Source organism: Shewanella submarina, assembly GCF_042646185.1.
GTDB lineage: Bacteria > Pseudomonadota > Gammaproteobacteria > Enterobacterales > Shewanellaceae > Shewanella > Shewanella corallii.
Genome location: NZ_JBHRTD010000015.1, coordinates 188871 through 215206, shown reverse-complemented (window position 1 = coordinate 215206; position 26336 = coordinate 188871). Strand labels below are relative to the sequence as shown.

At 50.7% G+C, this 26336-nt stretch carries 24 protein-coding genes; 14 read left to right on the top strand and 10 right to left on the bottom strand.

Annotation, left to right across the window (positions count from 1 at the left end):
- Positions 1–302: 302 nt before the first annotated feature.
- From ACFOE0_RS12755 to ACFOE0_RS12745, 3 genes are all read left to right on the top strand, one after another.
- Entirely contained in the window at positions 303–905 is a 603-nt protein-coding gene (locus tag ACFOE0_RS12755) for a hypothetical protein (RefSeq protein ID WP_248936851.1), read from the top strand.
- Positions 906–1306: 401 nt separating this feature from the next.
- Complete coding sequence (locus ACFOE0_RS12750; protein ID WP_248936852.1) at positions 1307–2080, top strand: 5'-methylthioadenosine/S-adenosylhomocysteine nucleosidase; 774 nt, start codon at positions 1307–1309, stop codon at positions 2078–2080.
- A gap of 136 nt (positions 2081–2216) precedes the next feature.
- Positions 2217–3485, top strand: a complete 1269-nt coding sequence (locus ACFOE0_RS12745; RefSeq protein WP_248936853.1) for a NupC/NupG family nucleoside CNT transporter — start codon at positions 2217–2219, stop codon at positions 3483–3485.
- 107 nt (positions 3486–3592) lie between these two features.
- On the opposite strand, the gene gorA is transcribed toward ACFOE0_RS12745, so the two are convergent.
- The 4 genes from gorA to ACFOE0_RS12725 all read right to left on the bottom strand — a co-directional run bounded on the left by gorA (position 3593) and on the right by ACFOE0_RS12725 (position 6818).
- Complete coding sequence (gorA, locus tag ACFOE0_RS12740; protein ID WP_248936854.1) at positions 3593–4948, bottom strand: glutathione-disulfide reductase; 1356 nt, start codon at positions 4946–4948, stop codon at positions 3593–3595.
- Positions 4949–5080: 132 nt separating this feature from the next.
- Entirely contained in the window at positions 5081–5533 is a 453-nt protein-coding gene (locus tag ACFOE0_RS12735) for a hypothetical protein (protein ID WP_248936855.1), read from the bottom strand.
- Positions 5533–6258, bottom strand: coding sequence for a hypothetical protein (locus ACFOE0_RS12730; RefSeq protein WP_248936856.1), 726 nt, complete (start codon positions 6256–6258; stop codon positions 5533–5535). The genes ACFOE0_RS12735 and ACFOE0_RS12730 overlap by 1 nt, the downstream gene beginning before the upstream one ends.
- An 80-nt stretch (positions 6259–6338) precedes the next feature.
- Positions 6339–6818 carry a hypothetical protein gene (locus ACFOE0_RS12725; RefSeq protein WP_248936857.1) on the bottom strand — a complete coding sequence of 160 codons (480 nt, stop codon included), beginning with the start codon at positions 6816–6818 and terminating at the stop codon, positions 6339–6341.
- Between the two features lie 147 nt (positions 6819–6965).
- Between ACFOE0_RS12725 and prlC the strand changes: the two genes are divergently transcribed.
- The 3 genes from prlC (at position 6966) to ACFOE0_RS12710 (ending at position 11364) form a co-directional block, all read left to right on the top strand.
- Positions 6966–9005, top strand: coding sequence for an oligopeptidase A (gene prlC, locus ACFOE0_RS12720; protein ID WP_248936858.1), 2040 nt, complete (start codon positions 6966–6968; stop codon positions 9003–9005).
- Between the two features lie 152 nt (positions 9006–9157).
- Positions 9158–10711: an FG-GAP repeat domain-containing protein gene (locus ACFOE0_RS12715; protein WP_248936859.1), complete on the top strand. Its 1554-nt coding sequence runs from the start codon at positions 9158–9160 to the stop codon at positions 10709–10711.
- 104 nt (positions 10712–10815) lie between these two features.
- Positions 10816–11364 (top strand): thioesterase family protein, encoded by a 549-nt coding sequence (locus tag ACFOE0_RS12710; RefSeq protein WP_248936860.1) that lies wholly within the window; start codon positions 10816–10818, stop codon positions 11362–11364.
- Here the strand turns inward: ACFOE0_RS12710 and ACFOE0_RS12705 are convergent.
- Complete coding sequence (locus ACFOE0_RS12705; protein ID WP_248936861.1) at positions 11361–12008, bottom strand: glutathione S-transferase family protein; 648 nt, start codon at positions 12006–12008, stop codon at positions 11361–11363. The two genes, ACFOE0_RS12710 and ACFOE0_RS12705, sit on opposite strands and share 4 nt — an antisense overlap.
- Before the next feature lie 35 nt (positions 12009–12043).
- A complete protein-coding gene (locus ACFOE0_RS12700; RefSeq protein WP_248936862.1) occupies positions 12044–12961 on the bottom strand; it encodes a LysR family transcriptional regulator in 918 nt (305 codons plus the stop codon).
- Between the two features lie 156 nt (positions 12962–13117).
- Here ACFOE0_RS12700 and ACFOE0_RS12695 point away from each other — a divergent pair, with 156 nt between their 5' ends.
- Positions 13118–13798 carry a DNA-3-methyladenine glycosylase I gene (locus tag ACFOE0_RS12695; protein ID WP_248936863.1) on the top strand — a complete coding sequence of 227 codons (681 nt, stop codon included), beginning with the start codon at positions 13118–13120 and terminating at the stop codon, positions 13796–13798.
- Positions 13799–13905: 107 nt separating this feature from the next.
- Here the strand turns inward: ACFOE0_RS12695 and ACFOE0_RS12690 are convergent, their stop codons facing one another.
- Entirely contained in the window at positions 13906–14646 is a 741-nt protein-coding gene (locus tag ACFOE0_RS12690; protein WP_248936864.1) for a TorF family putative porin, read from the bottom strand.
- A 434-nt stretch (positions 14647–15080) separates the two neighbouring features.
- Here ACFOE0_RS12690 and ACFOE0_RS12685 point away from each other — a divergent pair, with 434 nt between their 5' ends.
- From ACFOE0_RS12685 to ACFOE0_RS12660, 6 genes are all read left to right on the top strand, one after another.
- Positions 15081–16232, top strand: coding sequence for an efflux RND transporter periplasmic adaptor subunit (locus ACFOE0_RS12685; RefSeq protein ID WP_248936865.1), 1152 nt, complete (start codon positions 15081–15083; stop codon positions 16230–16232).
- Between the two features lie 14 nt (positions 16233–16246).
- Positions 16247–19381 carry an efflux RND transporter permease subunit gene (locus ACFOE0_RS12680; RefSeq protein WP_248936866.1) on the top strand — a complete coding sequence of 1045 codons (3135 nt, stop codon included), beginning with the start codon at positions 16247–16249 and terminating at the stop codon, positions 19379–19381.
- A gap of 521 nt (positions 19382–19902) precedes the next feature.
- Positions 19903–20205 carry a hypothetical protein gene (locus ACFOE0_RS12675; RefSeq protein WP_162807139.1) on the top strand — a complete coding sequence of 101 codons (303 nt, stop codon included), beginning with the start codon at positions 19903–19905 and terminating at the stop codon, positions 20203–20205.
- 76 nt (positions 20206–20281) lie between these two features.
- On the top strand, positions 20282–20560 hold the full coding sequence (locus ACFOE0_RS12670; protein WP_248936867.1) for a hypothetical protein: 279 nt from the start codon (positions 20282–20284) through the stop codon (positions 20558–20560).
- Positions 20561–20651: 91 nt separating this feature from the next.
- Entirely contained in the window at positions 20652–21107 is a 456-nt protein-coding gene (locus ACFOE0_RS12665) for a hypothetical protein (RefSeq protein ID WP_380712092.1), read from the top strand.
- Between the two features lie 15 nt (positions 21108–21122).
- Positions 21123–21566 (top strand): immunity 22 family protein, encoded by a 444-nt coding sequence (locus ACFOE0_RS12660; RefSeq protein WP_248936869.1) that lies wholly within the window; start codon positions 21123–21125, stop codon positions 21564–21566.
- Positions 21567–21721: 155 nt separating this feature from the next.
- Here the strand turns inward: ACFOE0_RS12660 and ACFOE0_RS12655 are convergent, their stop codons facing one another.
- The 3 genes from ACFOE0_RS12655 to ACFOE0_RS12645 form a co-directional block, all read right to left on the bottom strand.
- A complete protein-coding gene (locus ACFOE0_RS12655) occupies positions 21722–22345 on the bottom strand; it encodes a MarC family protein (RefSeq protein WP_248936870.1) in 624 nt (207 codons plus the stop codon).
- A 111-nt stretch (positions 22346–22456) separates the two neighbouring features.
- Positions 22457–23014, bottom strand: a complete 558-nt coding sequence (yfcE, locus tag ACFOE0_RS12650) for a phosphodiesterase (RefSeq protein WP_248936871.1) — start codon at positions 23012–23014, stop codon at positions 22457–22459.
- Positions 23015–23152: 138 nt separating this feature from the next.
- A complete protein-coding gene (locus ACFOE0_RS12645) occupies positions 23153–24766 on the bottom strand; it encodes an AbgT family transporter (RefSeq protein WP_248936872.1) in 1614 nt (537 codons plus the stop codon).
- Between the two features lie 554 nt (positions 24767–25320).
- On the opposite strand from ACFOE0_RS12645, the gene ACFOE0_RS12640 reads away from it, so the two are divergent.
- On the top strand, positions 25321–25986 hold the full coding sequence (locus ACFOE0_RS12640) for a lytic transglycosylase domain-containing protein (protein ID WP_248936873.1): 666 nt from the start codon (positions 25321–25323) through the stop codon (positions 25984–25986).
- Positions 25987–26336: the final 350 nt, after the last annotated feature.

Genomic DNA, 26336 nt, shown 5'->3' with positions numbered 1-26336 from the left:
TATTACAGATAACTCAGTGCAGAAATAAACAAGCCACAGCAAAATAAATAAAACACCAATGCCGTGTTGCGTAGAGTATTTTCAACCTAACAAAAACCTTCTCTTAAAAACAATAGCGAACTCCAGTTTGTAATATTGAGCTGTGAGTGCTCGTTTTATTCAGTAATAGCGTCATGTTTCAGATTAAACGGCGTAAATAAAACCTGGGCGATTAAAGTGAATGTCATTTGTAAGGTGTTGATATATTTGACTGTTAATCGCACAATGCCTGCTTTGTGAAAGAAAACAGCCAGGGAAAGGTGATGTCTCAGCAGCGGATTTACAGCAAAGAGCGTACAACTGCCAAAGGGTTGTACATAGCCGCTGGCGTCCTGTGTTTTGCTGCTCTGCTAATCCAACTGACAGATAACTGGAGTATCGGCCTGTTTCTGCTCTCCTCGCCCTTTCTGGCAATGGGTCTCCTACTGCTGATTATCGGTAAGTACCATGACAACAAGTATCGCAGGCTGGGTAAGAGTGTGCTGGTGCTGCCGACAGACAGATGTGAACTTGGCCTGGCGATAAAAGCCAGAGTCGAGATCGACAAGCCTGAGTTTAACCGGGTCAGCAGAGTTCAATTAAGCTGCCTGCGGCGAGAGAACGACAACAAGATTGCCAGTTACCAAACCCTGTGGCAGCAGGATATCGAGGTCAATGCTTATTGCCAGCGGGAAAGCACCTGGTTGGAGTTTGAGTTCACTATCCCGACAGATAAAACCCCGACCAGTCGGCGTTGGTTTGCGCAATATCGGGTGCATTGGGAGTTATCATTTGAGTATGTTGAAGCTTTGACGGCGGTAAAGCGCAGCTGGGAAATTCAGGTTGTACGTCCGGACCTGAGCGTAATCAAGGGCCAGAGTCTCTGAAATGAGCTGATATCCATAGAACTCATCTCCATAGAACTCATCTCCATAGAACTCATATCCATAGGAGTAGTGTCTTGATATAGCGCGGTCTGAGCTGAAAGGTTATCAGTGACCATGTAAATTGCTTAAAGCCTGTACATTGGTGTCCTCCCAATAGCACGGTATCCTGAATACAGTGTTCCGGAATAAACTCGTTGTAAATTTACTTCTTCTGACCGTTTAAATAAGTGAAAACTAAAGTCGTTGAGAAACAATGTCTAACGTTTTTGCCTACCAATTTTATTCAAATATCCAAAAAGAATAATCAGAATATTTATAACATTGCGCTTACGCTTTGTTTCATTGTTCCAAAGATTGACTGTTGTTAATATTCGCGCACTTTCAGCTTTGAATTAATCCATATGCAAAATCATGATCAAACTGCCTCACTGAATCCTATTCTTGTTCAGGGTGCGATGGACGTAGAAATTGAAACTCTTGTTGAAGCCCTGTCTGACGTAAGAGTCAAAACGTTTGGGTCATGGACTTTCTGGGAAGGTCAAATCAAGGGCTATCCAGTAGTGGTTTCCCGCACCGAAATCGGTCTGGCCAACGCTGCAGCTTCAACCACTTTAGGTATTGAGCATTACAAGCCAAAGTTTGTTATCAACCAGGGGACTGCCGGTGGTCACGACCCCAAGCTGTTCCGAGGTGATATTGTTGTGGGCACCAGCAGCTTTAACATGGGTTCCTATAAGACTGAGTTCACTGAAAAAGGTCAGGGTATGCACCCGACCCAATGGCAGAACTTTGATATGACCATGTACCTGCGTGAAAACGGCGAAGTGGTTAAACACAACCATTTCAAAGCTGACCCTGAGCTGGTTAAGCTGACCATGTCTTTGGCATCACGCTATGACAAGGGGCAGGTAGTGGAAGGTGTGATTGGTACCGGTGATGAGTGGAACCGCGAGGTTGACCGCATTAACTGGTTCCATGAGAACTTTAATACAGCCATTGAAGAGATGGAAACCTCCGCAGCAGCAATGGTAGCTGAAGCATACAAGATCCCGTTCGTCAGTATTCGGGTGTTGTCCAACACAGACCAACATGGTCAGGACTTTGAGCCACAAACTGCAATTGATTGTCAGCACTTTGTGTTGAATGTTATTGATGAATTAATCAAGGCTCAGTAATTAATTTCAGGGTATATAAATATCCTCATTCAAATTAATTAAAAACAACTGTTCCAATAAATATAATGTCGGACTCAGTATTAATTTCAGAGTCCGGGGTTTAACTCGTCTCTTTTATTAACGACAGATATATAAAATGCAAATCTTAGTTAGTATTCTGGGTATTGTAACCCTGCTCGCGATTGCCTATTTCGCTTCTGAAAACCGTAAAGCCATTAATTACCGCACTGTGGGTGTCGCTTTCCTGCTGCAGCTGACTTTGGGTGCCTTTGTGATGTACTCGTCCTTCGGTCAGTCGGTGATTTACTCCATGGCCGGTGCCGTATCCACTGTGATTGGTTACAGCAATGAAGGTATGTCCTTTATGTTCGGTGGCCTGGTCAGCGATAAGATGTATGAGCTGTTTGGGCCAGGTGGTTTCGTTATCGCCTTCAAGGTACTGCCAATTATTGTGTTTTTCTCTGCTGTATCTGCCGTGCTTTACCACTTGGGCATAATGCAGCTGGTGGTGAACTGGGTTGGTGGCGCACTGCAAAAGCTGCTGAAAACCAGTAAGGCGGAATCCATGTCTGCCAGTGCCAATATCTTTGTGGGCGTAACCGAAGCGCCACTGCTGATCAAACCTTATATGCCAAAGATGACCCGCGCCGAGCTGTTCGCCGTGATGTGTGGTGGCCTGGCGTCCATCGCAGGTACCATGCTGGCCGGTTATGCCCAGCTGGGTATCAAGATGGAATATCTGCTGGCGGCTTCCTTTATGGCGGCTCCGGGCGGATTGCTGTTTGCCAAGTTGCTGATCCCTCAGACTGAAACCGTGTCTGACGAAGAGCTGGAAGTGGTTGAAGAGGATAAGCCAAAGAACGTTATCGATGCAGCGACAGCCGGTACCATGAGTGGCTTGTCACTGGCATTGGCGGTTGGCGCTATGCTGTTCTCCTTCGTCAGCCTGGTTGCCTTGATGAACGGTATGCTGGGCGGTATTGGTAGCTGGTTTGGCATTGAAAGCCTGAGTATGCAGATGATTCTGGGCTATCTGTTCGCTCCAATCGCATGGTTGATGGGGGTCAGCTGGGATGAAGCTATGCTGGCAGGCTCATTTATCGGTCAGAAGATCGTCATCAACGAATTCTTCGCCTATATCAACCTGGCTCCTTACCTGTCCGGAGAGGCGATTGTCGAAGCCACTGGTCAGCCCATGTCTGAGCGTACTCAGGTGATTCTGTCCTTCGCCCTGTGTGGTTTCGCCAACTTCGGTACTGTCGCTATCGCCATCGCCGGTATCGGCGGCCTGGTACCTGAGCGTCGCTCTGAAATCGCGACTCTGGGTCTGAAAGCGCTGGCGGCAGGTATCCTGTCCAACCTGATGGCAGCCACCATTGCCGGTCTGTTTATGACGCTGGCATAAGACTCAGGTAGATTATCGGTATTAAAAAGCCGCCACTCGAATGAGTCGCGGCTTTTTTGTTTAAGGGCGGCTTCTTTTAGCTATGCTTAAGCGCATGAGCGCGCCAATTACCGCATGGTTACAAACTCTTCCGCCCCGGTTGGGTGAATAGCCACAACGGCATCGAAGTCCTTCTTGGTGGCACCCATCTTCATGGCGACACCAAAGCCCTGCAGGATCTCATCCATGGCAAAACCAATACCATGGATACCGACCACTGTTTCATCCTCACCGGCACACACCAGCTTGAACTTACACTCCTGACGGTGGGCAGTGACGGCGGTATACATGGACGCAAAAGTAGAGGTGTAAACCTTCACATTGTCTTCGCCGTACTGTTCAACAGCCTGAGGTTCGGTCAGACCCATGGTGCCGATTGGCGGGTGGCTGAATACCACGGTTGGCACATTGACATAGTCCATAGCGGCGTCGTGCATATTGTTGAACAAGCGCTCGGACAGGAGTCGACCGGCTTTTACTGCGACAGGAGTCAGCTCGATACCGCCAGCCATAATGTCACCCACACAATAGATGCCTTCGGCAGAGGTATTTTGCTGGGCGTCGACAAACACAAAGCCACGTTCGTCAACGGTCACATCGGTATTTTCCAGGCCGATCTTATCTGTGGCTGGCTCACGGCCAATTGCCCAGATCAGGCAGTCCACTTCATAGCTCTCGCCATTTTCCAGTGTCAGAGTCAGGCTGCCATCGGCGTTCTTCACCACCTCTTTTGGCGTGCTGAAGGTGTGCAGGTTTGGACCTTCTTTCTCCATAAAGCCGGTCAATGCTTCAACCAGCATAGGATCGAAGCTGCGCAGTGGCGCGTGCTTACGCACAAACAGATGAGTCTCAGTACCCAGAGCGTGCATTACACCGGCAATTTCCACCGCGATATAGCCTGCGCCAACCACAGCCATACGCTTTGGCTGCTCAGTCAGCTCAAAGAAGCGGTCTGAGTCGATACCGTATTCGGCACCGGGAATATTGGGGATACTTGGACGACCGCCGGTAGCGATCAGGATATGGTCGGCAGTGTAATGCTCGCCATTGACCTCGATGGTGTTGTTGTCCACAAAGCGGCCGTAACCGTTAACCACAGTAACCTTATTGCTTCCCAGGCCACGTTCATAGGCTCCATGGATACGATCGATATAGGCACAGCGGCTGTTGACCAGTGTCTGCCAGTCAAATTTATTGATGGTGACATCGAAACCATAATCTTTGGCGTACAGGTTCATGGCTTCTGCCACCTGAGCGCCGTACCACATCACTTTCTTGGGGACACAGCCTACATTTACACAGGTACCACCCAGTTGCTTGGCTTCAATCAGCAATACTTTGGCGCCACGCATGGCCGCCCGGTTGGCTGATGCGATACCGCCGCTGCCTGCGCCGAGGCAGATATAATCAAAGTGTTGTGCCATTTCGGTCTCCATTTCAGTCACGGCCACTGTCCAGATTTCGGTGCCGCAATTTTCTTGTTGTTGTGCCGAATACTGCCAAAAACTGTGACGCAGGGACAGCCTTAAATGTTAAGGCGCCGCAATAGAGAAACTTTAGCGTGCCTGACACTTATGGTGATCACCTGTAGCCGGGCCCTCAGCACCACATTTCAGACACTGCCACTCCTGCATTCTGACCTTGCGCTCCTGCGCATGGTGTCCATATTTTTGCGTGCCGGCTTTTTCCAACTGTTTGAGGCGTTGGTCAAGCCAGCGACAAAATGGGTCATTGGCAACACTGGTACGATTGGCCAGTTGCTGTTTCCGGCTCAGCTTTCTGGGTTTCTTCGCTTTGTCAGAGACCTGCTTTTCGTTGGATTTATTGCGGGGGGCTTCGGGACTTGGTGTTGCAGGGGCTGGCATCTCAAGCGCGCTTTGCTGTTTTGGAATGGCTATGGGGTTGCCATGCTCATCCAGCACAGTGTCCAAAGGCAGAGGATCTTTACTCCACGAGTGAAAGCTCACCAGGGCGAGCAGTAACCCGGCGATACTCAAGTGCAGTTTCATCAGTCAATCACCCAGGTAAGAAGCACCCCTCCCCAGGTGATATCGCTGCCGTCCGGTACCAGATCGGCGCCGCCATACTCACGCCGGATATCTGTGCCGATAAAGGCATGATGCAGGTGCAAGGTCGCACTCAGTTTGTCACTCCATTGCCAGCTGGCCTCAATACCTATCTGGGTGTGATTATTGCCGTCATGCTCCTCGGTCACATAGCCATAATCAAATCCTTGCAGTAGATAGGGAACCAGTACCCATTGTTCGCTGAGCTGCCACTCATGGGCCACAGCAAGCTCAATGAAATAACCCGAGTTTTCGGTAGCATAGGTATAGTTGGCCGAAGGAGTTAACCAATCCCAGCCTGTGTAGGCCAGGTCGGCGAACACCTCATTGTCGTGGGCCCGCTCCAGGCCGTAGAACTCTATTCTGTGGTATCCGGCTGACAGCTCAATATTATCAGGCGTGTCGAAGCCATATTCGACTCCGAATTTGGCTTCTGAATAATCCTGGCTGTCACCGCGGACAAGCTCGCTATACAGAGTAACTGACTGCCAGTTGGCACTGAGCAAGGCCCAGAAACGGCCTGTGTCATCAAGTGTGTCCCGGCCCTGTTGCACATAGTTGCTGTCCCAGGCGGTAATGATTTCATAGTCTGTGGGGACAGCCTGTGCTGCTGAGATTGAGCCAGTGGTTGATGCTATGAGTGCGGCGAGAGGGGCAAAGCGCTGCATATGTCATCCATGATTGAATAAAAACAGTGCTTTGAGTGTAGTTCTCAGCTTTTGAGGCCGCCACCTGGCGTGAGATAGGATTACTTGCCTCTGCATCTGTCCAGATCGCTTCGCCCAGGGCCATCAGAGTAGCACTTGAGGCATCTCCACTCCCATTCCCGTGTCTGCAACTCCTTTTTGTGGTGACCATATTTCTGGAAGGGCGCACTCTCAAGCTGGGTCATTCTTTGGTCGAGCCAGCGGCATGAAGGGTCATTGGCAACAAATGGACGACGGCTGACTGCAGGCTTGCCAACGCTGACATACTTTCTGTTTGAAGGTGACAGGCCTGTGTTTATGGGTTTGGCAGTCTGCTTTTGCGGCGAAATATTAATGATGCTGGCGCCATCAGAACGTATCTGTATTGGATTTCCATCGGCATCAAAAGCGCCCTCCGGTTTATCTCCCCAAAGGATTGGGTTGCCATTGGCATCTTTTATTGTATTGGAGGGTGCTACAGGCTTGGCCTGCAGAGGGAGTACCAATGTAGCGAACAGGAAAGATGTTAGATAAAGCTTCATTGCGTCCATGCTCAGAGGTTTTTTTCCGAGTGTACACCTCCAATGCTGAAAATCCATTGATGCAATCGACATAAGCCACCTTGAATAACGCTTAATCAACCCTTATCTATACTTGCAGAGAAGTTGTCATTTTTTTGAGGGAATCATATGACCAATCCTTTGCTGAGCAGTACCGAGCTGCCGGTTTTTTCCCAGATTAAACCGGAACATATTCAGGAAGCTGTGGAAACAGCAATCAAACGCTGCCGCGATAAAGTGGAAGAGGTGACTGCCCGTGGACAGGGTTATACCTGGGATAACCTGGTGGCACAGCTGGATGAGGTCGATGATGAACTGAATCGCATTTGGTCTCCGGTTTCCCATATGAACTCTGTGCTCAGCACTGAGGAGTGGCGCGCCGCTCACGATGCGTGCTTGCCGCTGTTGTCTGAATACGGCACCTGGGTGGGCCAGCATCAGGGCCTGTATCAGGCTTACAAAGAGTTGGCTGAGTCCGATGAATTCGCGACTTTGACCAAGCCGCAGCAAACTTATCTGGAGCACAGTCTGCGTGACTTCGAGCTGTCCGGTATTGGTTTGGAAGATGAACAGAAAGTGCGTTATGGCGAAATTGCCAAGCGTATGTCCGAGTTGACCAGCACCTTCTCCAACCATGTGTTGGATGCGACCCACGCCTGGGAAAAATTGATCACAGACGAAGCTGAGCTGGCCGGTTTGCCGGATTCCGCCAGGGCGGCAGCCAAAGCCATGGCACAGGCTAAAGAAAAAGAGGGTTGGCTGTTCACTCTGGACTTCCCGTCTTATCTGCCGGTAATGAGCTACAGCGAAAACCGTGCACTGCGTCAGGAGATGTATACCGCCTACGTGACCCGTGCGTCTGATGTTGGTCCTAATGCCGGTGAGTTCGACAACTCAGAGGTGATGAATGAGATCCTGGCACTGCGCCACGAGCTGGCCAATCTGCTGGGCTTCGACAGCTATGCGGATAAGTCACTGGCTACCAAAATGGCCGAATCTCCGGCTCAGGTGATGGCATTTCTGAACGAGCTGGCACTGCGCTCCAAAAAGCAGGGCGAAGCTGAGCTGGCGGAATTGAAAGCCTTTGCCAAATCTGAATTTGGTGTCGATGAGTTGTCACCCTGGGATGTGGGCTATTACGGCGAGCAGCTGCAGCAGCACAAGTATCAAATATCTCAGGAAGCTCTGCGTCCATACTTCCCGGAAGAGCGTGTCCTGTCCGGCATGTTCTACACTGTTTCCCGCTTGTTCGGGTTGAAGATAGAAGAGCAAAAAGAGTTCGATCGCTGGCACAAAGATGTGCGCTTCTTCCATATCTATGACGATAAGGGTGAGCAGCGTGGCAGCTTCTATCTGGACCTGTACGCCCGCAGTGGTAAGCGTGGCGGTGCCTGGATGGATGAGTGTCGTGTTCGTCGCACCACTACCACAGGTTTGCAGCAGCCAGTGGCTTACCTCACCTGTAACTTTAACGGGCCGGTTGATGGCAAGCCTGCGTTGTTTACCCATGATGAAGTGACGACTCTGTTCCATGAGTTTGGCCATGGTATTCACCATATGCTGACCCGTATCGACGTGGCCGGTGTGTCCGGTATCAACGGTGTGCCCTGGGATGCGGTTGAGCTGCCAAGTCAGTTTATGGAGAACTGGTGCTGGTCTGAAGAAGCTCTGGCCGAAATCTCTGGTCACTATGAGTCTGGTGAGCCTCTGCCTAAAGAGATGCTGGATAAGATGCTGGCGGCCAAGAACTTCCAGTCCGGCATGATGATGCTGCGTCAGTTGGAGTTCTCCCTGTTCGATTTCCGTATTCACCTGGAATACAAGCCAGAGTTGGGAGCCCGCATTCAGGAGACCCTGAACCAGGTACGTGAGCAGGTTGCTGTGGTTAAGGCGGTTGACTTCAACCGCTTCCAACATGGTTTCAGCCATATCTTCGCCGGTGGTTATGCTGCAGGTTACTACAGCTATAAATGGGCTGAAGTGCTGTCGGCCGATGCCTTCTCCCGCTTTGAAGAGGAGGGGATCTTTAACCCTCAAACCGGCGCCGACTTCCTGCATAATATCCTCGAGATGGGCGGCAGTGAGGAGCCAATGGAGCTGTTTAAACGCTTCCGTGGCCGCGAGCCGCAGATTGATGCTTTGCTGCGTCACTCAGGTATTGCAGCCTAACTCTCTGGAATGAAACAAAAAGCGGCTCAGGCCGCTTTTTTTGTGTCTTGTCCCGGTGGCAATTCCCGGTTAATTGTTACAAAGCGTCAACCTGTGTTTCTTTTTTAATCATTGCTGGGTAGATTGAAGGCCTGAAATATAACGGATACAGGATGTCGTTCATGCCCTTGCTGCCGCTTGTTGTTAGCCTGCTACTACTGATATCGGCAATGTCCCATGCCGATGACGGTATCGATTTCTATGAGCAAACACTTAAGGTGCCCTTTAAGCTGACTCATAAAGTGGTACCGGTTGAATTGCTAAACAATCCTGGCAAAGAGTTGATGGTGCTTGGGGTTGATGAGCTGCAGCAAAAATGGTTGGCGCTGTTTTTTCAGCGGGACCCAAATGCTCCGGGTACCTACAGTTTGCTCGGCAAGGTAAAGATTCCTCCCAACTTTTATCGATTCGATATCCACGAGCCTGACAATGATCGACAGGGCCAGGTATTTTTTCTGTCCAACGATACCCTTTATCAGTTCAGGCCTGAGCACTTTTTGGGGATCCCAGCTGAGGACAAGCTGTTTGAACCTGTAGCTGAGGTCGATTCTCTGTCTCTGAAGTCTCGCGTTCCTTTTCTGACCCGGGGAGGGCTGGTACATCAACTGGATAAAAATCCCTGGCCGGAACTGGTGGTTCAGGGGCTGAATGGGGTGACTGTACTGAGTAATGTCGGTGGGCGGAAAGGCCTGGTGACGCAAACTTTGCCTGTGACACCCGATATGCTGCTCTACAGCAATGGCGCCCGATATATGCAGGCGCGCCTGTATCCGGTCGATGCCGACTTTGATGGTTTGAAAGATCTGCTCAAGGTGGGTGAGGGCGATATGGAGGTGTTCTGGCAACGCCCGGATGGCAGCTTTACTGAACTACCTGATTATCTGCCTGTCAGTCAGCCGATTAATGGCCTTGAGTGGTGGTTTCACCGGGATGCCTGGGGAGAGGACCCGGATCAAAGCAATATGGTCTATCGCTTCGTTGAGCATATTGACGATGTCAATGCTGATGGCATCAGTGACATGGTGGTTCGCTACGCCAAAAGTTCAGGGGTGTTGGACAGAGTCAATGACTATGAGATCTATTACGGCCGACGTAACAAAGAGGGCAAGCTGAGCTTCGCCAGAGAAGCCGATACAGTGATCAGTGGTGAGGGCACACTGACCGGATTCGAATTTGAGGATCTGGATGGTGACGAGCGACTCGAGGTGCTGGTGGCCGGTTTTGATATTGGTGTGTCACAGATTATCAGCGCCCTGCTGGCGGGCAGCATTGATGTGGATGTTTATCTGTTCCGCCTGGATAACAAGGATAGATTCAGTAAACGTCCCGGCTTTGAAGAAACCGTTGAGTTGAGTTTTTCCCTGTCATCCGGTCAGACGGGAGAGCCGGTAATTTTGCTGGCCGACGTCAATGGCGATGGCTACAAGGAACTCATGCTATCTGCCGATGAAGACAGTTTGCAGATTTTCCCCGGGGTTGCCGGTACGACCATGTTCAGCAGTCGCAGCAAAGAGGTGAAGTTACCTTTACCGGACTCTGGAGATTACGTAGTAACGGATGATATTAATGGCGATGGCCGGGAAGATATTGTGTTCAATTACAGCCGTGAGGCCAGTGATGACAAGCAATCCAGCTTCGTGGTGTTAATTGCGACGCCCAAAGTCTGAGGAGTGTGACTCACTTCACTCTTTCCATCTGGTATGACCTCTGCTAGCCTTTTGGCATCAATCCGCAAGGCGGATTACAGAGGTCGAACAGGAAGTAGGGAAAGATGAATCTGATATTCAGGATGTTTTGGTTGTTTGTGTGGCGGGTGCGTCATTGTCGTCGTATTGGGTTTCTGGACACCAGTGTGATCCGTTACCGGGCGCTGCCAACCGACTGTGATATCAATATGCACCTCACCAATTCCCGCTACCCCTCTTTTATGGATCTGGCCCGCACCTATATGTTGGCGGAAATGGGCTTGCTTAAATCCTTCCTCAAGCGAGGCTGGATGCCAATCGTCAACGCCTCCGAATTTACCTATATCAAGGATATCAAACCCCTGCAGACCTTTGATGTAGAAAGCAAAGTGGTTGCCTGGGATGAAAAGTATTTCTATATCGAACAGAGGTTTGTATCTGAGCGTGGTTTGCATTGCATAGTACATGTTCGTGGCCTGTTTGTTTGCAAAGGTAAGCAGGTCGCCATTGAGCAGTTGATTGAAGCTGCTGGTTACAAGGGCGATACTCCCCAGATGCCACCTGAGGTGGTGAAGTGGAAGCAATTTCTGGAGTTAAAGAAGCAGTGTAATTTGCCGGTTAAGTCTGCGGCTTAAGTCAGGTAACTACAGTCCTGTTGTGAAGGCTCATTGGCCTCGAACAGTTCCAGCTCGTCCAGTACCAGTCTCCATGAACCCCTGAGGTCTCCCTGATCCCGATAACGACTCAGGTGGCTCAGCTCTCTGAGTTGATGGCTTACCCAGGGATGACGCAGGCAGGGCAAGAGTGCGCAATCTGCTAGAGTAAAGCTGTCACCGCATAGCCAATGACGATCGGCCAATTGCTTATCCAGCTCCTGCAAAAACTCGGTAAGCTGCTTTTGCAGTCTTACAACTGTCAGTGTTTCCTGCTCGCCAATTGAGCCGTCCAGTTTGTCCAGAGCATGGTTCAGGTCATTGTCGATCAGCCGGTCAAACAATCTGACCTCCAGTTCACGGGAGTGATTAACCGGTAACAGGCAGGTCCCTGAATCAAACTTATTATCCAGAAAGTCGATGATGATGCTCGATTCGGGTAGTACATTGCCTGTGTCTGTTCGCAGCAGTGGCAATTTGCCGTGGGGATAGAGTTTGAGATACAAGCGGTGAACTTCCGGTACCCGTAAATCTGTGACTCTGGGATTAAAGTTCACCTGCTTTTCATACAGGGCTATCAGTACCTTCTGGGAAAAACGCCCCAGCGGGAAGTAATACAGCTCCAAAGGTACAACTCCTGAGTTATGGTCTTACATTAACTCTAGCAGCTGTACACCTTTTGGCTGAGAAACTCTGCAAATGCCCTGACTTTTGGTGGCATGCCCTCTTCAAATCTGTGGGTCAGAAATACACCCCCCTGATTTAAATGGTAGTCAGGTAATAACCGCTCCAGTCTGCCAGCTGCCAGTTCGCCCTTAACCAATGACTCAGCGATGGGCGCCATGCCCATACCCTGCATGACCATTTGCAGTATGCCCACCGCCTGATTGCACACCTGAGCCGGGGTAATCCGGATACGGAACTCTTCGTTGTCACTGTTGGCCAGTACCATAGGGCGGGGCATCAGATGATGGCCACTGCAGATCCAATGATGTTGCTCAAGATTGTCGGGATGAATCGGGCGACCGTGTCCTGCAATGTATTCAGGTGAAGCTACCAGAATCTCACGATACTCCGACAGTTTGAGGTGTTGCCATTGTTGATCCAGTCCCGAGCTGGTGGCCCCCCGGGCCTGACCGGCATAGATAGCCAGGTCGATATGGTGTTCTTCAAGGTTCAGACGCATATCTTCAAGCTGCAGGTTAATTTTGAGCTTGGGGTACTGGCGGGCGAACTCGCCTAGGCGGGGCAGCAGATGGCTTTGCCCCAGTGCGTGGGGAACGCACACTTTCAGACTGCCCTGAAGCTCGGCGCTGCTGGGCAGGGCGGCATTTTCTGCCTGTTCGGCGAGCTGTAGCAGCTCGGCGCAATATTGATAAAACTGGCGGCCAGCATCAGTCAGGCTGACTTTGCGGGTGGTACGCTCCAGCAGTTTGTTATCCAGTCGGGTTTCCAGCTTTTTAAGATGCTGGCTGACCATGGAGCGGCTGACGCCGAGTTTGTCGGCTGCCCGGGTAAAGGAACCCTGTTCCACCACTGTGGCAAACACCAGCATTCGATAGAGTTGAGAAGCGTCCATATCTGCCCTTATTTGTTATTCCTGATTAACAAACTAGCTGAATAATCGAGAATTATCTAATTCCAATCCAGTTTTTGTCTATCGAACAAACTGATTAGCCAGTGACGCAGGGACTTGATATAACAAGCGACAATCAAAGACACTTCGGGGGCCTGAATGGAGTCATTCAAGCAGATTTATCAAAGAGCGGCAGAGCGCAAAGGCGGCAAGGCAGCATTGGAAGCCCTGTTACCATCCGGGCGCAGTCATGAGGAGATCGCGACGCTGGGAGATGACAGGCTGCTGTCTGCCATGAGCATGCAGGTGATGAAAAGCGGTTTTGTCTGGCGGGTGGTTGACAACAAATGGCCTGCCTATGAAGAGGCTTTCTTTGGCTTTGTGCCGTTCAAGGTATTGATGATGTCTCCGGAGCAGTTGTCCCAAAGGGCATCTGACCCAAACCTTATCCGCCACGCTAAAAAAACTCAGGCCATCTACGACAACGCTCTGATGGTGCAGGAGTTGGCCGATAAACACGGAAGCTTTGCCCGCTTTATCGCAGACTGGCCAGAAGACAATATTATTGGCCTGTGGGCTGAGTTGAAAAAGCGGGGAACCCGCCTGGGTGGCAATACCGGGCCCTATTTTCTGCGCACCATTGGCAAGGACACCTTTTTGCTGACCGGCGATGTGGAGTCTTACTTCAAAGGACATAAGTTGCTGGATGCCAGCGCCACATCCAAAAAGGGCATGGTGCAGATCCAGGCTGCATTTAATCAGTGGCAGCAGGAATCCGGGCGTTCATTGGCTGAGATAAGTCGCATTCTGGCCTGTGGGGTTGGTGATAACTTTCTTTGAGAGAAAAGCCTGAAAGCATCTGACACGAAGAAAAGCATGAGCTGGTTCAAGGCTATTCTTCGTGTTCTTTCAAAGCGAAGCGGCTTCGTGTTTATCTGATTGTGAGCTCAGAAACTCTTGCTGACGCCAAACACCAATCGGTCATCAAAAATAATGGTCTGAGTGCCATACACCTTATGGTCTTCATCCACTGTACTGCCATGGTATCTCAGGTCGAAATCCAGGCCGATAAAGCGCTTGTTGACCCCCAGGTTCCAGTGCGCCCAGCCCTCAGCCGCATCATCTGAGTCGTACAAATCCTGATAGCCCACAGATCCAGATACTGTCCAGCCACTGATTTGATAGCTGGGGTGCAGGGCATAGTTGACCCCTTTCCAGCCTTCGACCCCGAACCAGTCATCCAGAGTGGGAGTCACTTCCAATTGCAGGTTGAGGTCATCGAACGCGCGACTGACCCTGAGCCATAGCTCAGTGTAATTGGAATATGAAGCCCCCGGGTACAGATAAGCGAACAACATAATGTCGTAATTGAAGCCGGAGTTCCCTATTTCACCGAACTTGCCAATATAGGGTGCGGTAACTATCTCCAGATTGGGATCCTGAAATTTGATGTTGGATGCAAATGCGCCCAGGTACCAGCCGTTATCATGGGTCCAGCCCAGCGTGCCCTGAACCACTGGCACTTCGCTGTCCAGGGTTTCCGACTCACCCCGGAATACATAATCTGTCGCGAAGGTAAGTTTGCCCCCGACTGTGCCACCTGCCACCCTGTTTTCATCGGTTTCTGCCGCCAATACAGTACAGGGCAGTGCGGTGATCAGGGCCGCCAGCATCCATTTGCAATCCATTCCTTTACTCTCCTTATATCCACTACTGAAAAGATAGATGGGAACGCTGGCTTTCTCCATTCCCCGAAAGGGTGTTTGTGGCAAGTGAGATCTTCTGTTGCCAAACTGTTAAGTCGCGTTTTGTGCTGAGTCGACTTGAGGTTAAATGAGATGTTTTAACTGAATGTTCCCAGCCCTTTGCTTTTGACAAGGTGTTGTAAAATAAACGCTGTTTTAATTCACCATGCCCGCCAAAGCCTGTCACAACAATGTTTTAACAAGTGCTGTTGAAATAATTTAATATTTTCATTCGTTTACACTTTTCATCCTTATATCCGCTTGTTGATACCTTATGGGTATGAGATAAATGCTCGCTAATTTTTATCCATATCAAATTTTCATACTCTTGCTTGGACTCAGGCGGGAGTATTGGTGCTTAAAACTCAGGAGTTCAGATGCGGCAAATGCTTACAATTGCCACAGTTATTGCTGCGGCGCTGTGGATCGTAGGGTGCGATTCACAGGAACAGCAGGCACAGGCGCCGAAAGGCCCTCAAAGTGTGCCTGTGGATGTGATCAAAGTGGCGGCAGCGCCGCAGGCGATCACTCTTGAATTGCCCGGACGCAGCCGCGCCTATATGGAAGCTGAGGTTCGTCCACAGGTAAACGGTATTGTTGAAGCCCGCACCTTTGTTGAAGGTGGCGAAGTGCAGGAAGGTCAGTCTCTGTACCAGATTGATGCTGCACCTTATGAAGCCGCTTTGGTTTCAGCTAAAGCTGAACTCAAGCGTGCCGAAGCTGCTTTGGCATCTACCAAGGCCACAGCTTCCCGATTCAAAGAGTTGGTGAAGAGCAAATCTGTGAGTCAACAGGACTTTGATCAGGCTGAAGCCGCCTATCTGGAAGCTCAGGCCAGTGTTGCCATGGCGAAAGCCGCTATCAACACTGCTGAGATCAACCTGGAATATACCAAGGTTCAGGCTCCTATCTCTGGCCGTATCGGCAAATCCAACGTGACGCCTGGTGCCCTGGTTGGTGCCGGTCAGGCGCAGGCACTGGCGATGATCTCCCAGCTGGATCCAATCAATGTAGATATCGTCCAGTCCAGTACCGAAATGCTGCGTCTGAAGCAGCGTATTGCCAATGGTTCTCTGGTACAGCCGGACAACACCAGCGTGACCCTGATCCTGGAAGATGGCACTGAGTACAAGCACAAGGGCAAGCTGCAGTTTGCTGAAGTGACAGTAAACGAAGACACAGGTGCTGTTGGCCTGCGTGCTGAGTTCCCTAACCCTGATGGCCTGCTGCTGCCGGGTATGTTTGTTCGCACAGTACTGAACGTAGGTACTGATCCCAACGCCATTCTGGTTCCTCAAAAGGCCATTACCCGTAACCCTAAGGGGCAGGGTGTTGCCATGGTAGTGAATGCAGAGAACAAGGCCGAGCCACGTATGGTTGAAACTGCTGAAGTGATCAACAACCAGTGGTTGGTAACCAAAGGCTTGCAGCCAGGCGACCAGGTGATTGTGGCTGGTCTGCAGAAGATCCGTCCGGGTGCTCCGGTTGCACCAGCGCTGGTGACCAAGGCTCAGGCAGAAGCAGAATAATTTAAGGCAGTTTTATGGCTCGATATTTTATTGATCGCCCAATTTTTGCCTGGGTGATCGCCATTATTATTATGCTGGCGGGGGTGATGGCCATTAAAGGCCTGCCCGTGTCCCAGTATCCCAGCATTGCGCCGCCGACGGTGGCGATTACGGCTAACTATCCGGGTGCGTCTGCCAAAACGGTAGAAGACACGGTTACCCAGGTGATTGAACAGCGTATGACGGGTCTGGACCATCTGCGCTATATCAAATCTACCAGTGACAGTTTCGGTAACGCGGAAATTACCCTGACCTTCAACGCGGAAGCGGATCCTGATATTGCTCAGGTACAGGTGCAGAACAAGCTGCAGCTGGCGATGCCTTTGCTGCCTCAGGAAGTTCAGGCCCAGGGTGTCAGCGTGGCCAAGACCAGTGCCGGCTTCCTGATGGTGCTGGGCTTTGTGTCTGAAGATGGCTCCATGGATAAGGCGGATATTTCCGACTATGTGGCTGCCAACATTCAGGACCCTATGAGCCGGGTTGCCGGTGTGGGTGATATTCAGCTGTTCGGTGCCCAGTACGCCATGCGTATATGGCTGGACCCGCTAAAACTCAACCAGTACAACCTGACCACCAATGATGTGATCATGGCGATTCGTGAGCAGAACGCTCAGGTATCTGCCGGTCAGCTGGGTGGTACCCCTTCTGTGAAGGGCCAGGAGCTTAACGCCACTATCTCGGCCCAAAGCCGTCTGCAGACTCCTGAAGAGTTCCAGCAGATCGTGCTGAAGTCTGATGTGTCGGGTGCCAAGGTATTCCTGGGTGATGTTGCCAAGGTTGAAGTAGGCGCTGAAAACTACATGGTGACCTCCTTCTACAATGGTCGCCAGGCTGCCGGTATGGCAATTCAGCTGGCAACCGGTGCCAACGCACTGGAAACGGCTGAAGCGGTCATGGCCAAGATCGATGAGATGAAGCCTTTCTTCCCGCAGGGGCTGAATGTAGTGGTGCCGTTTGATACCACCCCATTCGTAGGCAAATCCATTGAAGGCGTAGTGCACACCCTGCTGGAAGCCGTGGTACTGGTATTCCTGATCATGTACCTGTTCCTGCAGAACTTCCGCGCTACTCTGATCCCTATGATTGCAGTACCTGTGGTATTGCTGGGTACCTTCGGTATTCTGGCTGCTACCGGCTTCTCCATTAACACCCTGACCATGTTCGCCATGGTATTGGCCATTGGTCTGCTGGTGGACGATGCCATCGTGGTGGTGGAGAACGTGGAACGTATTATGGCGGAAGAGGGCTGCAGCCCGTTGGAAGCCACTCGTAAGTCGATGGATCAGATCACCGGCGCCCTGGTGGGTATCGGTCTGACATTGTCTGCGGTATTCGTTCCTATGGCCTTCATGTCCGGTTCTACCGGTGTGATCTACCGTCAGTTCTCTATCACCATCGTATCGGCCATGGCGCTGTCTGTGCTGGTGGCGGTGATCCTGACTCCGGCACTGTGTGCCACCATGCTGAAGCCTGTGACCAAAGGTCACGCGCTGACGGATAAAGGCTTCTTCGGTGCATTTAACCGTTGGTTCGACCGTTGGACCAATCGTTATGAGTCCAGTGTTGGTGCCATTATCAAGCGTACCGGCCGTGTATTCGTTATCTATCTGGCGCTGGTTGTGGCAACCGGTTGGGTGTTTATGCGCCTGCCTACCGCCTTCCTGCCAGACGAAGATCAGGGCGTTATCTTTACTCAGGTAATCCTGCCAGCCAACTCGACCCAGGAAAGCACCCAGAAGGTGATGGATAAAGTCACCAACTACTTGCTGGAGTCTGAGAAAGAGAACGTACAGTCTGTATTCGCAGTATCCGGCTTCAGCTTCGCGGGTATGGGTCAGAACATGGGTATCGCCTTTATCGGTCTGAAGCCATGGGATGAGCGCACTGAGCCAAGCCAGAGCGTAGAGGCGATTGCGGGCCGTGCCATGGGCTACTTTATGTCCATCAAGGAAGCCTTTGTATTCGCCTTCGTGCCGCCAGCGGTATTGGAGTTGGGTACAGCCAATGGTTTCGACCTGTTCCTGCAGGACAAGAACGGTCAGGGCCATGACGCATTGATTGCAGCCCGTAACCAGCTGCTGGGTATGGCCGCTCAGGACAAGAACCTTGTGGGTGTTCGTCCAAACGGTCAGGAAGATGCGCCTCAGTATCAATTGCATATCGACCACGCCAAACTGCGCGCCCTGAGTCTGAGCATCAATGATGTGAACTCAGTGCTGGCAACCGCCTGGGGTGGCAGCTATGTGAACGACTATATCGACCGCGGCCGGGTGAAGAAGGTATTCGTACAGGGTGAAGACCAGTACCGTATGCAGCCTGAAGATCTGGATAAGTGGTATGTTCGCAACACCAAGGGTGAGATGGTGCCATTCTCTGCATTTGCCACCGGCAGCTGGGAATTTGGTGCACCTCGTCTGGAGCGTTTCGGTGGTCTGCCTGCGGTGAACATTCAGGGTGCGACAGCCCCTGGCTACAGTACCGGTGACGCCATGGAAACCATGGAGCGTCTGGCTAAGCAGTTGCCTCCTGGCTTCGGCATCGAATGGAACGGCCTGTCTTATGAAGAGCGTCTGTCCGGTAACCAGGCCCCTATGTTGTATGCCTTGTCCGTACTGGTCGTGTTCCTGGTTCTGGCGGCTCTGTATGAAAGCTGGTCCGTACCATTCTCGGTCATCCTGGTAATCCCGCTGGGTATTATCGGTGCCCTTTTGGCGACCTATGGTCGTGGCCTGAACAACGACGTGTTCTTCCAGGTGGGTCTGTTGACCACAGTGGGTCTGGCGACCAAGAACGCCATTCTGATTGTGGAATTCGCCAAGGAATACTACGAGAAGGGTGCTACCCTGGTGGATGCAACCCTGCACGCGGTGCGTGTACGTCTGCGTCCAATTCTGATGACCTCGCTGGCATTCGGTCTGGGTGTTGTGCCTCTGGCCATCAGTACAGGTGTAGGTTCTGGTGCACAGAACGCCATTGGTACCGGTGTTGTGGGCGGTATGCTCAGCTCCACCTTCCTGGGTATCTTCTTCGTGCCGCTGTTCTTCGTGATTGTTGAGCGTATCTTCAGCAAGCGTGAGCGCGATGCCAAGAAGGCAGGTAAGGCGGAATAACTTGTCTATACAAGTTGTTGATTGATGAAAACCCGGCTTTTATGCCGGGTTTTTTGTTTTCGTTTTGGCAACGAAAGAGTGCCCTGGTGGGCTGCTGGCGCAGGGGGGATTTAGTTTGCCAAGCTGCGCTTGGCCGAAGTCGTGGGTCTCCTACCCACACCCGGGTTAGGGGTATTGCTCGTCCAATACCCCTAACAACCCCAAGGACGCCCCAACCAACGCTGAAAACTCCTGAGGCTCATTTCGAAAATAGGCTAACGCGACAAACGCTCGTCCATGATTCGATGTCGCTGCTTCGGCATCTATGCCTTGCTACACCATTTTCTCAATCACCTTCGGCAGCGTCGGACGGGGACCGGTGTATTCCTCAAGCTCAGAGTTACCCCAAATTTACTTCGACGAGCCTGCTATCTTTCGGTTTTTAAATTTATGATTTTATTGGTTGAATTCAGTTGCTGTTCCGCCCGGACAGGATGGGAAAACGGGCAGCCGCGTTATTAAAATGCTATGAGTCTGAAGTAATGGAAGAGTTAATCGGCTTAGATGTGATTTCTATATCGGCACCTCAAGATCGTAGTGAATTTACAGTTAGACTAATTGGTGAAAATAGAGAAATCAGAAATATCCGTTTTGCCAATGATGATGGTACAAAGATGAGAGTAGACTTCTCTCATATATCTCTGAATATAATCTATGATCACGACGGAAATACTGTTTCACTGGGTGAGCTAGAAGCTATTAATCGTATTGATAAGGGTTTCGAAATTGTCGGCGATTTCGGCATTATTTGGCTTGAGTGCAGTAAGTGCTTCCCCGCAACTTAACTCATAACAATTGCCTCCAAGGAATTTGCTACTGATGCGTCTGCCACAAATGTTATTAGTCAAAGAGTATTAGCATATGGAGCTAGGAAAAATATATAAAGGGGTGTCCGTTAACGAGTTTTACGTAAGGCGTGAGGGTGATTCATTCCTAGTTTCTTTTTCTTTTATTGCTTCTGATGAGATTGTTAATGTAAACCTCATTGGAGTTCGGGATCCTGACGGTCTATGTGAAATATTGAGCGCAGATAGACTTTGGGTAGAAAAGTCTGAGGACTCCCAAGTTGAATTTGGTGGCTACACTCTGGGCGTATCCCATGAGTATTATACAGTGATTGTCTTTGATGCTTTATCGTAGTTTAACTAACAATCAGCACAGGCTGCCGGAACACTTTTTCGCTTCTTCATAGTGACAAATCGTCCGCAGCTGCGGGCGTTAGATGAGTGGAATGATGATAACGATCGATAAAATGACAGGAACGGTAAATGTGGACGGTTATCAGATTAAGCCGAGCACGAAGTTGGCCGAGCTCCCTGAATCATTCATGACAGGTCAGGAGATGACCGTACAAGTGATACGAGAAAAAGTCCCCTGTACGTTTTCATCATTCATTGAGGCCACAGATAGTCTTGAGACCAAAGTAAACTTAAGATTTGAGCGTGACAAACTGGTTAGTGTATTTATTCACCTGACGGACTTAACTAAAAGCTACAAAGAAGCCGCTGATTTCTACTCAAGCACACCTGAACGTAAGCAAATGCATCTTGATTGGTTGCAATCAAAACTGGGTAAGGGACAGGACACTTACACTTCTTATCAGTGGGGTAAGGTTGGCGTCGCACAAGACCGTAGTGATAATGTCCATATATTTATACACAACCAAAACAATATCTGGGCGTTATAGCCTAAAGAGAATTGAATGAGATACGGTGGTCCAAACTTCGAGAAAAAAGGATACGTTTCCATTTGGGTAAGCAAAGTTACTCTGGATGAGATTCCTGAAGACTATTTTGAAGAGAGGTACGGGGAGGAACACGAGGATACTCCTCTTAGCCAGTGGTGCGAGAATTTCGGTTTTGGATACTACGACCATGATCAAATAGAGGACAATGGCGTAGCAAAAGGAAGTGACTCTTTAGATCGAATTCTAGGTGAGTGTTCTTTTTCAAAGTCGTTCGTGGATCATGCAGTTTCAATGGCGAGGAAGAGAGGGCTGGATTCAGTATCATGGGTTCGATGTCTTTATGATTGGTCATATTCCACATCGGTGACAGGAATCAACGACGATCCCTATATGGCTTTTCTCGGCTTTTTTGAATACGACTCCCGAGCGGAAAGTAAGTACGAGCCTCAGTTCCAGTAGACTGAAGGTCATCATCAGGCATGCTCTCGATAGTCAAAATGGTCAGCTGTTTGGAGGCGGTCGAGGACATTGCTGCTTGTACCAATCTCAGATTCAACCCCTGCTCCTAAGTCAGCCAAGTAGAGACCTCTACTCGGCTGCACAGTTTGTCTTAGCTACAGATAAAAATCCCTGATGCCTTGTAGTAGATTGCTGACTGCCACGGCGGCCAGAATTAACCCCATGACGCGGCTGATGATGGCGGCGCCGACGTTGCCGATTACCTTCTGGATTTTGGTGGCACCCAGCAACAGCAGCAGGGTGATGACCATGACTACGATCATGATGCCTGCGGTAATTGCCTGATCCATCACGGCATAGCGGGAGTTGTCGGTGAGCATGACGATGGCCATCATGGCGCCGGGGGAGGCGATGGAGGGGATGGCCAGTGGGTACACAGCAAGATCTGCCAGGTCTGAATGGCTGACCTCTTCACTCAGTTTGGTTTCCTGCTCAGGTTTGCTTTCGCCAAAGATCATGGTCAGGGCGAACAGTAATAACACCAGTCCACCGGCGGCCTGAAATGCAGGCAAAGGGATCTGCATGGCTTCCAGTAACAATTGTCCGGCAATCAGAAAGAACAGCAACACACCTGTGGCAATACCGACGGCTTTCAGTGCCACCAGGCGTCTTTGTTTGGCTGACAGATGTTGGGTTTGCGACAGGTAAACAGGGACTGAGCCGACCGGATCGATCACGGCCCACAGAACAACGAACTGAGTGATAAGAATGCTGAGCAAAGCTTCCTCCTTGGTGATGTGCTGCTAACAGCATAACAAAAGCTGACTGTACCCGACTTGAATCATACCCCAACAAAAAGCCCGGCTTTCACCGGGCTTCTCGATCTCAAATTACAGTGTTTGGCGCAGGCTGCAGCTGACGATCACTTCATCTGTGTGCAGATCCCGTACCTGACACTCGGTCTCGCTGAACAGGCCATAGGAAGCACGGCCACCATTGCGTGGAATTGTGGTGGAGCCGGGGTTGAAGTGCAGAACCCCCTCTTTGTATTCGGCTACCGGAATATGGGTGTGACCATATACAAAGCCATCGCCCTGCAGCAGTTTAGGCAGCTTGTCCGGGCCATAGATATGACCGTGGCTGAGGAACAGGCGCATCTGCGGCAGCAGCAGGTTTTGGTAAGTGGCGGTCAGGGGAAACTCCAGCAGCATCTGGTCCACTTCACTGTCACAGTTACCGCGCACCGCGATAATACGGTCGGCATATTGGTTCAGGCGTTCGGCCAACTCAGCCGGGGCATAACCTTCAGGAATCGCATTGCGTGGGCCATGGTTAAGAATATCGCCCAGCAGGACCAGATATCGGGCACCGGATTGCTCAAACTTCTCAAGCATGGTTTCGGTGGCGGTCAGGGAGCCGTGAAGATCGGAGGCAAAAAACAGGGTCATAACAAGGGGCCGGAATGGAGATTTAGGCGCTCAATATAGCGCCGGCATTGGGCATTGCAAGCCTGTTGAAGCGCATTAAAAACGCCCTCATGGGAGGGCGTTTTTTATTTGATTAATAACTATCTGATTAATCGGGTTTTAAGGCGTGTAGTAAGTCGCTGCGCCAGGGCCGACAGGCAAGCCGAGTGCAAACACCCAGATAAAGAAGAAGCTTACCCAGCCAACAAAGAACACCAGGGTGTATGGCAGCATGGTGGCGATCAGCGTGCCTATCCCCAAATCCTTCTTATATCGACAGGCCACCGCCAGAATAAGACCAAAGTAACTCATCATTGGGGTGATCAGGTTAGTGACAGAGTCACCGATACGGTAAGCCGCCTGAATGGTTTCCGGGGCGTAGCCAATCAGCATCAGCATTGGCACGAAGATAGGTGCCGTCACTGCCCACTGAGCTGAAGCGCTGCCCAGCGACAGGTTGATGATGCCACACATGGCGATAAACAGGACGAATACCAGTGGACCGGTCAGACCGATAGCGCTCAGGGCATCGGCACCGGCTACTGCCATTACTGCGCCCAGATTGGTCCATTTGAAGAAGGCAACAAACTGAGAAGCAAAGAACACCAGCACGATATACATGCCCATTGAGCTCATGTTTTCAGACATGGCATCGATGATGTCTTTGTCTTTTTTGAATACACCAATTACCTTGCCGTATACCAGTCCGGGAATGGCGAAGCCAATAAAGATGAAGGCCACAATGCCCTTCAGGAAAGGCGAGCCGGATACATCACCGGTAGTCTGGTTACGCAAAGGCGCATCTTCTGGAACAACCAGAGCGGCAATGACCAGGGTCACAGCCAGTGCAGCCAGACCTGCCAGCTTGAGGGCGCGTTTTTCTTCAGGGGTAACAGTTTCCATCTGCTGGGCAGACAGGTCGATGGCGGCGTCTTCCGGGTTGTATTTGCCCAGGTTGGGCTCAACAATCTTCTCAGTGACCACGGCACCCATGATAGATACCAGGAAGGTAGAGGCGAACATAAAGTACCAGTTCACTTCAGGGCCAACGATGTAATCAGGGTCGATCATCTGGGCAGCAGCTTCGGTGATACCCGACAGCAGTGGGTCAACGGTACCCAGCAGCAGGTTGGCACTATAGCCACCGGATACACCGGCAAATGCTGCCGCCAGACCGGCCAGCGGGTGACGTCCCAGCGAGTGGAATATCATGGCCGCCATGGGGATAAGTACCACATAACCCAGCTCAGAAGCCGTGTTGGAAACAATACCCGCAAATACGACAACTACAGTGACCAGACGTTTGGAAGCACCGATGACCAGCAGGCGCATTGCCGCTGACAACATGCCGGAGCGATCGGCAATACCCACACCCAACAGTGCCACCAGCACTGTGCCCAGTGGGGTAAAGCCGGTGAAGTTGGTCACCAGGTTGGAGACTATCATTCGTAGACCTTCGCCATTCATCAGGCTGATCACATGGATTAGACCGTCAGGACTGCGACCGGCAGCGCCTTCTGGGCGAGGGTCGACAACGGAAAGCTCGAAATAACCTGCTACACCTGAAATCAGGATGACGGCCAGACAGAACATGGCGAACAAGGTAATGGGATGGGGTAACAGGTTACCCAGGCGCTCAACTATGTTGAGGAACTTGATAAACCAGCCTTTTTTGCTGAGGTCTGTGGGCGAAGAGGCCGGTGCGGCACTGCCCTGGTTGGAGGGTAAACTCATGCTGATTCCTTGACTTCTAATAATTATTTTCACGGGACAAGTGAGTCCGGGCGCGGCATTTTCTGCTCTGTGCCCGTGGCTGAAAGGCTAAACTTGTCGTGTTAAGCCTGACTTAAGAGGGGGCTGACCAAACCATCAGCTGCGGATTATTGTGCTTTTTTGGCTGAGGGCTACCCTGTCCCGGCGAACCATAATACTCACAGGACACTATGGGTTAAAGGTATAAAGTTAAAATTTTTAGTTATTTAACTGCAAATTTGTATCAGGCTTGAATTTTATATAATTATTTTGCTGAAAATTAGCGGTTTTTTAACTGCGTCAGTGTCATACTGCTCAATAATTACCATTTGGGTTTTGATGTTACCTGCTGAATATTAAGTGGATATTTGCAGGCGTTGACCGATTTTGCAGCAGCTCGGACAGGATTTGGCACTCTTAGCGGTAATGGCTGGAGAGTTGCTGTAAAACTGCTTTGTCAACAAGGGATTATGCCTGTTTAACCGCGAGACTCTTGTCTGGGTGGTTAAAAAATCACAGCTTAACTGGAGGGATGATTGAAAGCGCCTTGTCTATGGATACTGACACTGCTGGTATGCCAGGGAGCCGTGGCATCAACGGCGGAGAAGCCGGTCATTGTTGCCCGTTTTTCTGAGCAGGGTATCACCGGAAATCAAGATAAATTAAAGGTTTATCGACACTATAAGGCAGATGGCAGCGTAGTGTTCAGTGATCAGCCTCCAGGGGACGGCCAGTTTGAGATCCTGCTGTTTGACTGTTTTGCCTGCCAGCCTGACTCTAAAGTAGATTGGCGCAGTCTGGCACTGGAAACCCACAGATTCAGTCATGCCATTGAACAGGCTTCCAACACCCATAAGCTCGACAAGGCGCTTATTCGTGCCGTTATCCATGCAGAGTCCAACTTTAATCCTCTGGCGCTGTCCCGTCGTGGCGCCATGGGTTTGATGCAACTCATGCCACCCACAGCCAAAGAACTGGGTGTCAGCAACGCCTTTGAAGCCGATGCCAATATCCAGGGCGGCAGTGCCTACCTGTCTAAAATGCTGACCCGCTTTAATGGCGACCTGGACTTTGCGCTGGCCGCCTACAATGCAGGACCCTCTAATGTGGAGAAGTATCAGGGCATTCCGCCGTTCGCAGAAACCCGCGCCTATGTGGAGCGGGTCAAGATACTGCTAAAACGATACCGTAATGAGATATAGCGGGTTATAGGGGAAAGCTAAAAGCGACTAACCACGAAGCGCTCACTGCGTTCGCTGCACAGAGAACACGAAGGGAAGAGCTGCTAACAGATATGCTTTTGCTGTTCTTCAGCATTTCTTCGTGCCCTTCGTGGCTCACTGCTTTTCGTTTTTAACTTCTATTAACCACGAAGCGCTCACTTCGTTCGCTGCACAGAGAACACGAAGGTATGAGGTTGGTAACAGGTATGCTTTTGCCGTTCTTCGGCATTTCTTCGCGTCCTTCGTGGCTCACTGCTTTTAGTTTATAAATGCTATTAACCACGAAGCGCTCACTGCGTTCGCTGCACAAAGAACACGAAGGGAAGAGC

Coding starts and splice junctions, on each gene's coding strand:
- ACFOE0_RS12735 (WP_248936855.1), bottom strand. CDS start 5,533: ATGAAACTGCACTTGAGTATCGCCGGGTTACTGCTCGCCCTGGTGAGC.
- ACFOE0_RS12715 (WP_248936859.1), top strand. CDS start 9,158: ATGTCGTTCATGCCCTTGCTGCCGCTTGTTGTTAGCCTGCTACTACTG.
- ACFOE0_RS12745 (WP_248936853.1), top strand. CDS start 2,217: ATGCAAATCTTAGTTAGTATTCTGGGTATTGTAACCCTGCTCGCGATT.
- ACFOE0_RS12660 (WP_248936869.1), top strand. CDS start 21,123: ATGAGATACGGTGGTCCAAACTTCGAGAAAAAAGGATACGTTTCCATT.
- prlC (WP_248936858.1), top strand. CDS start 6,966: ATGACCAATCCTTTGCTGAGCAGTACCGAGCTGCCGGTTTTTTCCCAG.
- ACFOE0_RS12730 (WP_248936856.1), bottom strand. CDS start 6,258: ATGCAGCGCTTTGCCCCTCTCGCCGCACTCATAGCATCAACCACTGGC.
- ACFOE0_RS12690 (WP_248936864.1), bottom strand. CDS start 14,646: ATGGATTGCAAATGGATGCTGGCGGCCCTGATCACCGCACTGCCCTGT.
- ACFOE0_RS12665 (WP_380712092.1), top strand. CDS start 20,652: ATGATGATAACGATCGATAAAATGACAGGAACGGTAAATGTGGACGGT.
- ACFOE0_RS12685 (WP_248936865.1), top strand. CDS start 15,081: ATGCGGCAAATGCTTACAATTGCCACAGTTATTGCTGCGGCGCTGTGG.
- ACFOE0_RS12725 (WP_248936857.1), bottom strand. CDS start 6,818: ATGAAGCTTTATCTAACATCTTTCCTGTTCGCTACATTGGTACTCCCT.
- ACFOE0_RS12675 (WP_162807139.1), top strand. CDS start 19,903: ATGGAAGAGTTAATCGGCTTAGATGTGATTTCTATATCGGCACCTCAA.
- ACFOE0_RS12755 (WP_248936851.1), top strand. CDS start 303: ATGTCTCAGCAGCGGATTTACAGCAAAGAGCGTACAACTGCCAAAGGG.
- ACFOE0_RS12645 (WP_248936872.1), bottom strand. CDS start 24,766: ATGAGTTTACCCTCCAACCAGGGCAGTGCCGCACCGGCCTCTTCGCCC.
- ACFOE0_RS12680 (WP_248936866.1), top strand. CDS start 16,247: ATGGCTCGATATTTTATTGATCGCCCAATTTTTGCCTGGGTGATCGCC.
- gorA (WP_248936854.1), bottom strand. CDS start 4,948: ATGGCACAACACTTTGATTATATCTGCCTCGGCGCAGGCAGCGGCGGT.
- ACFOE0_RS12670 (WP_248936867.1), top strand. CDS start 20,282: ATGGAGCTAGGAAAAATATATAAAGGGGTGTCCGTTAACGAGTTTTAC.
- yfcE (WP_248936871.1), bottom strand. CDS start 23,014: ATGACCCTGTTTTTTGCCTCCGATCTTCACGGCTCCCTGACCGCCACC.
- ACFOE0_RS12695 (WP_248936863.1), top strand. CDS start 13,118: ATGGAGTCATTCAAGCAGATTTATCAAAGAGCGGCAGAGCGCAAAGGC.
- ACFOE0_RS12710 (WP_248936860.1), top strand. CDS start 10,816: ATGAATCTGATATTCAGGATGTTTTGGTTGTTTGTGTGGCGGGTGCGT.
- ACFOE0_RS12750 (WP_248936852.1), top strand. CDS start 1,307: ATGCAAAATCATGATCAAACTGCCTCACTGAATCCTATTCTTGTTCAG.
- ACFOE0_RS12700 (WP_248936862.1), bottom strand. CDS start 12,961: ATGGACGCTTCTCAACTCTATCGAATGCTGGTGTTTGCCACAGTGGTG.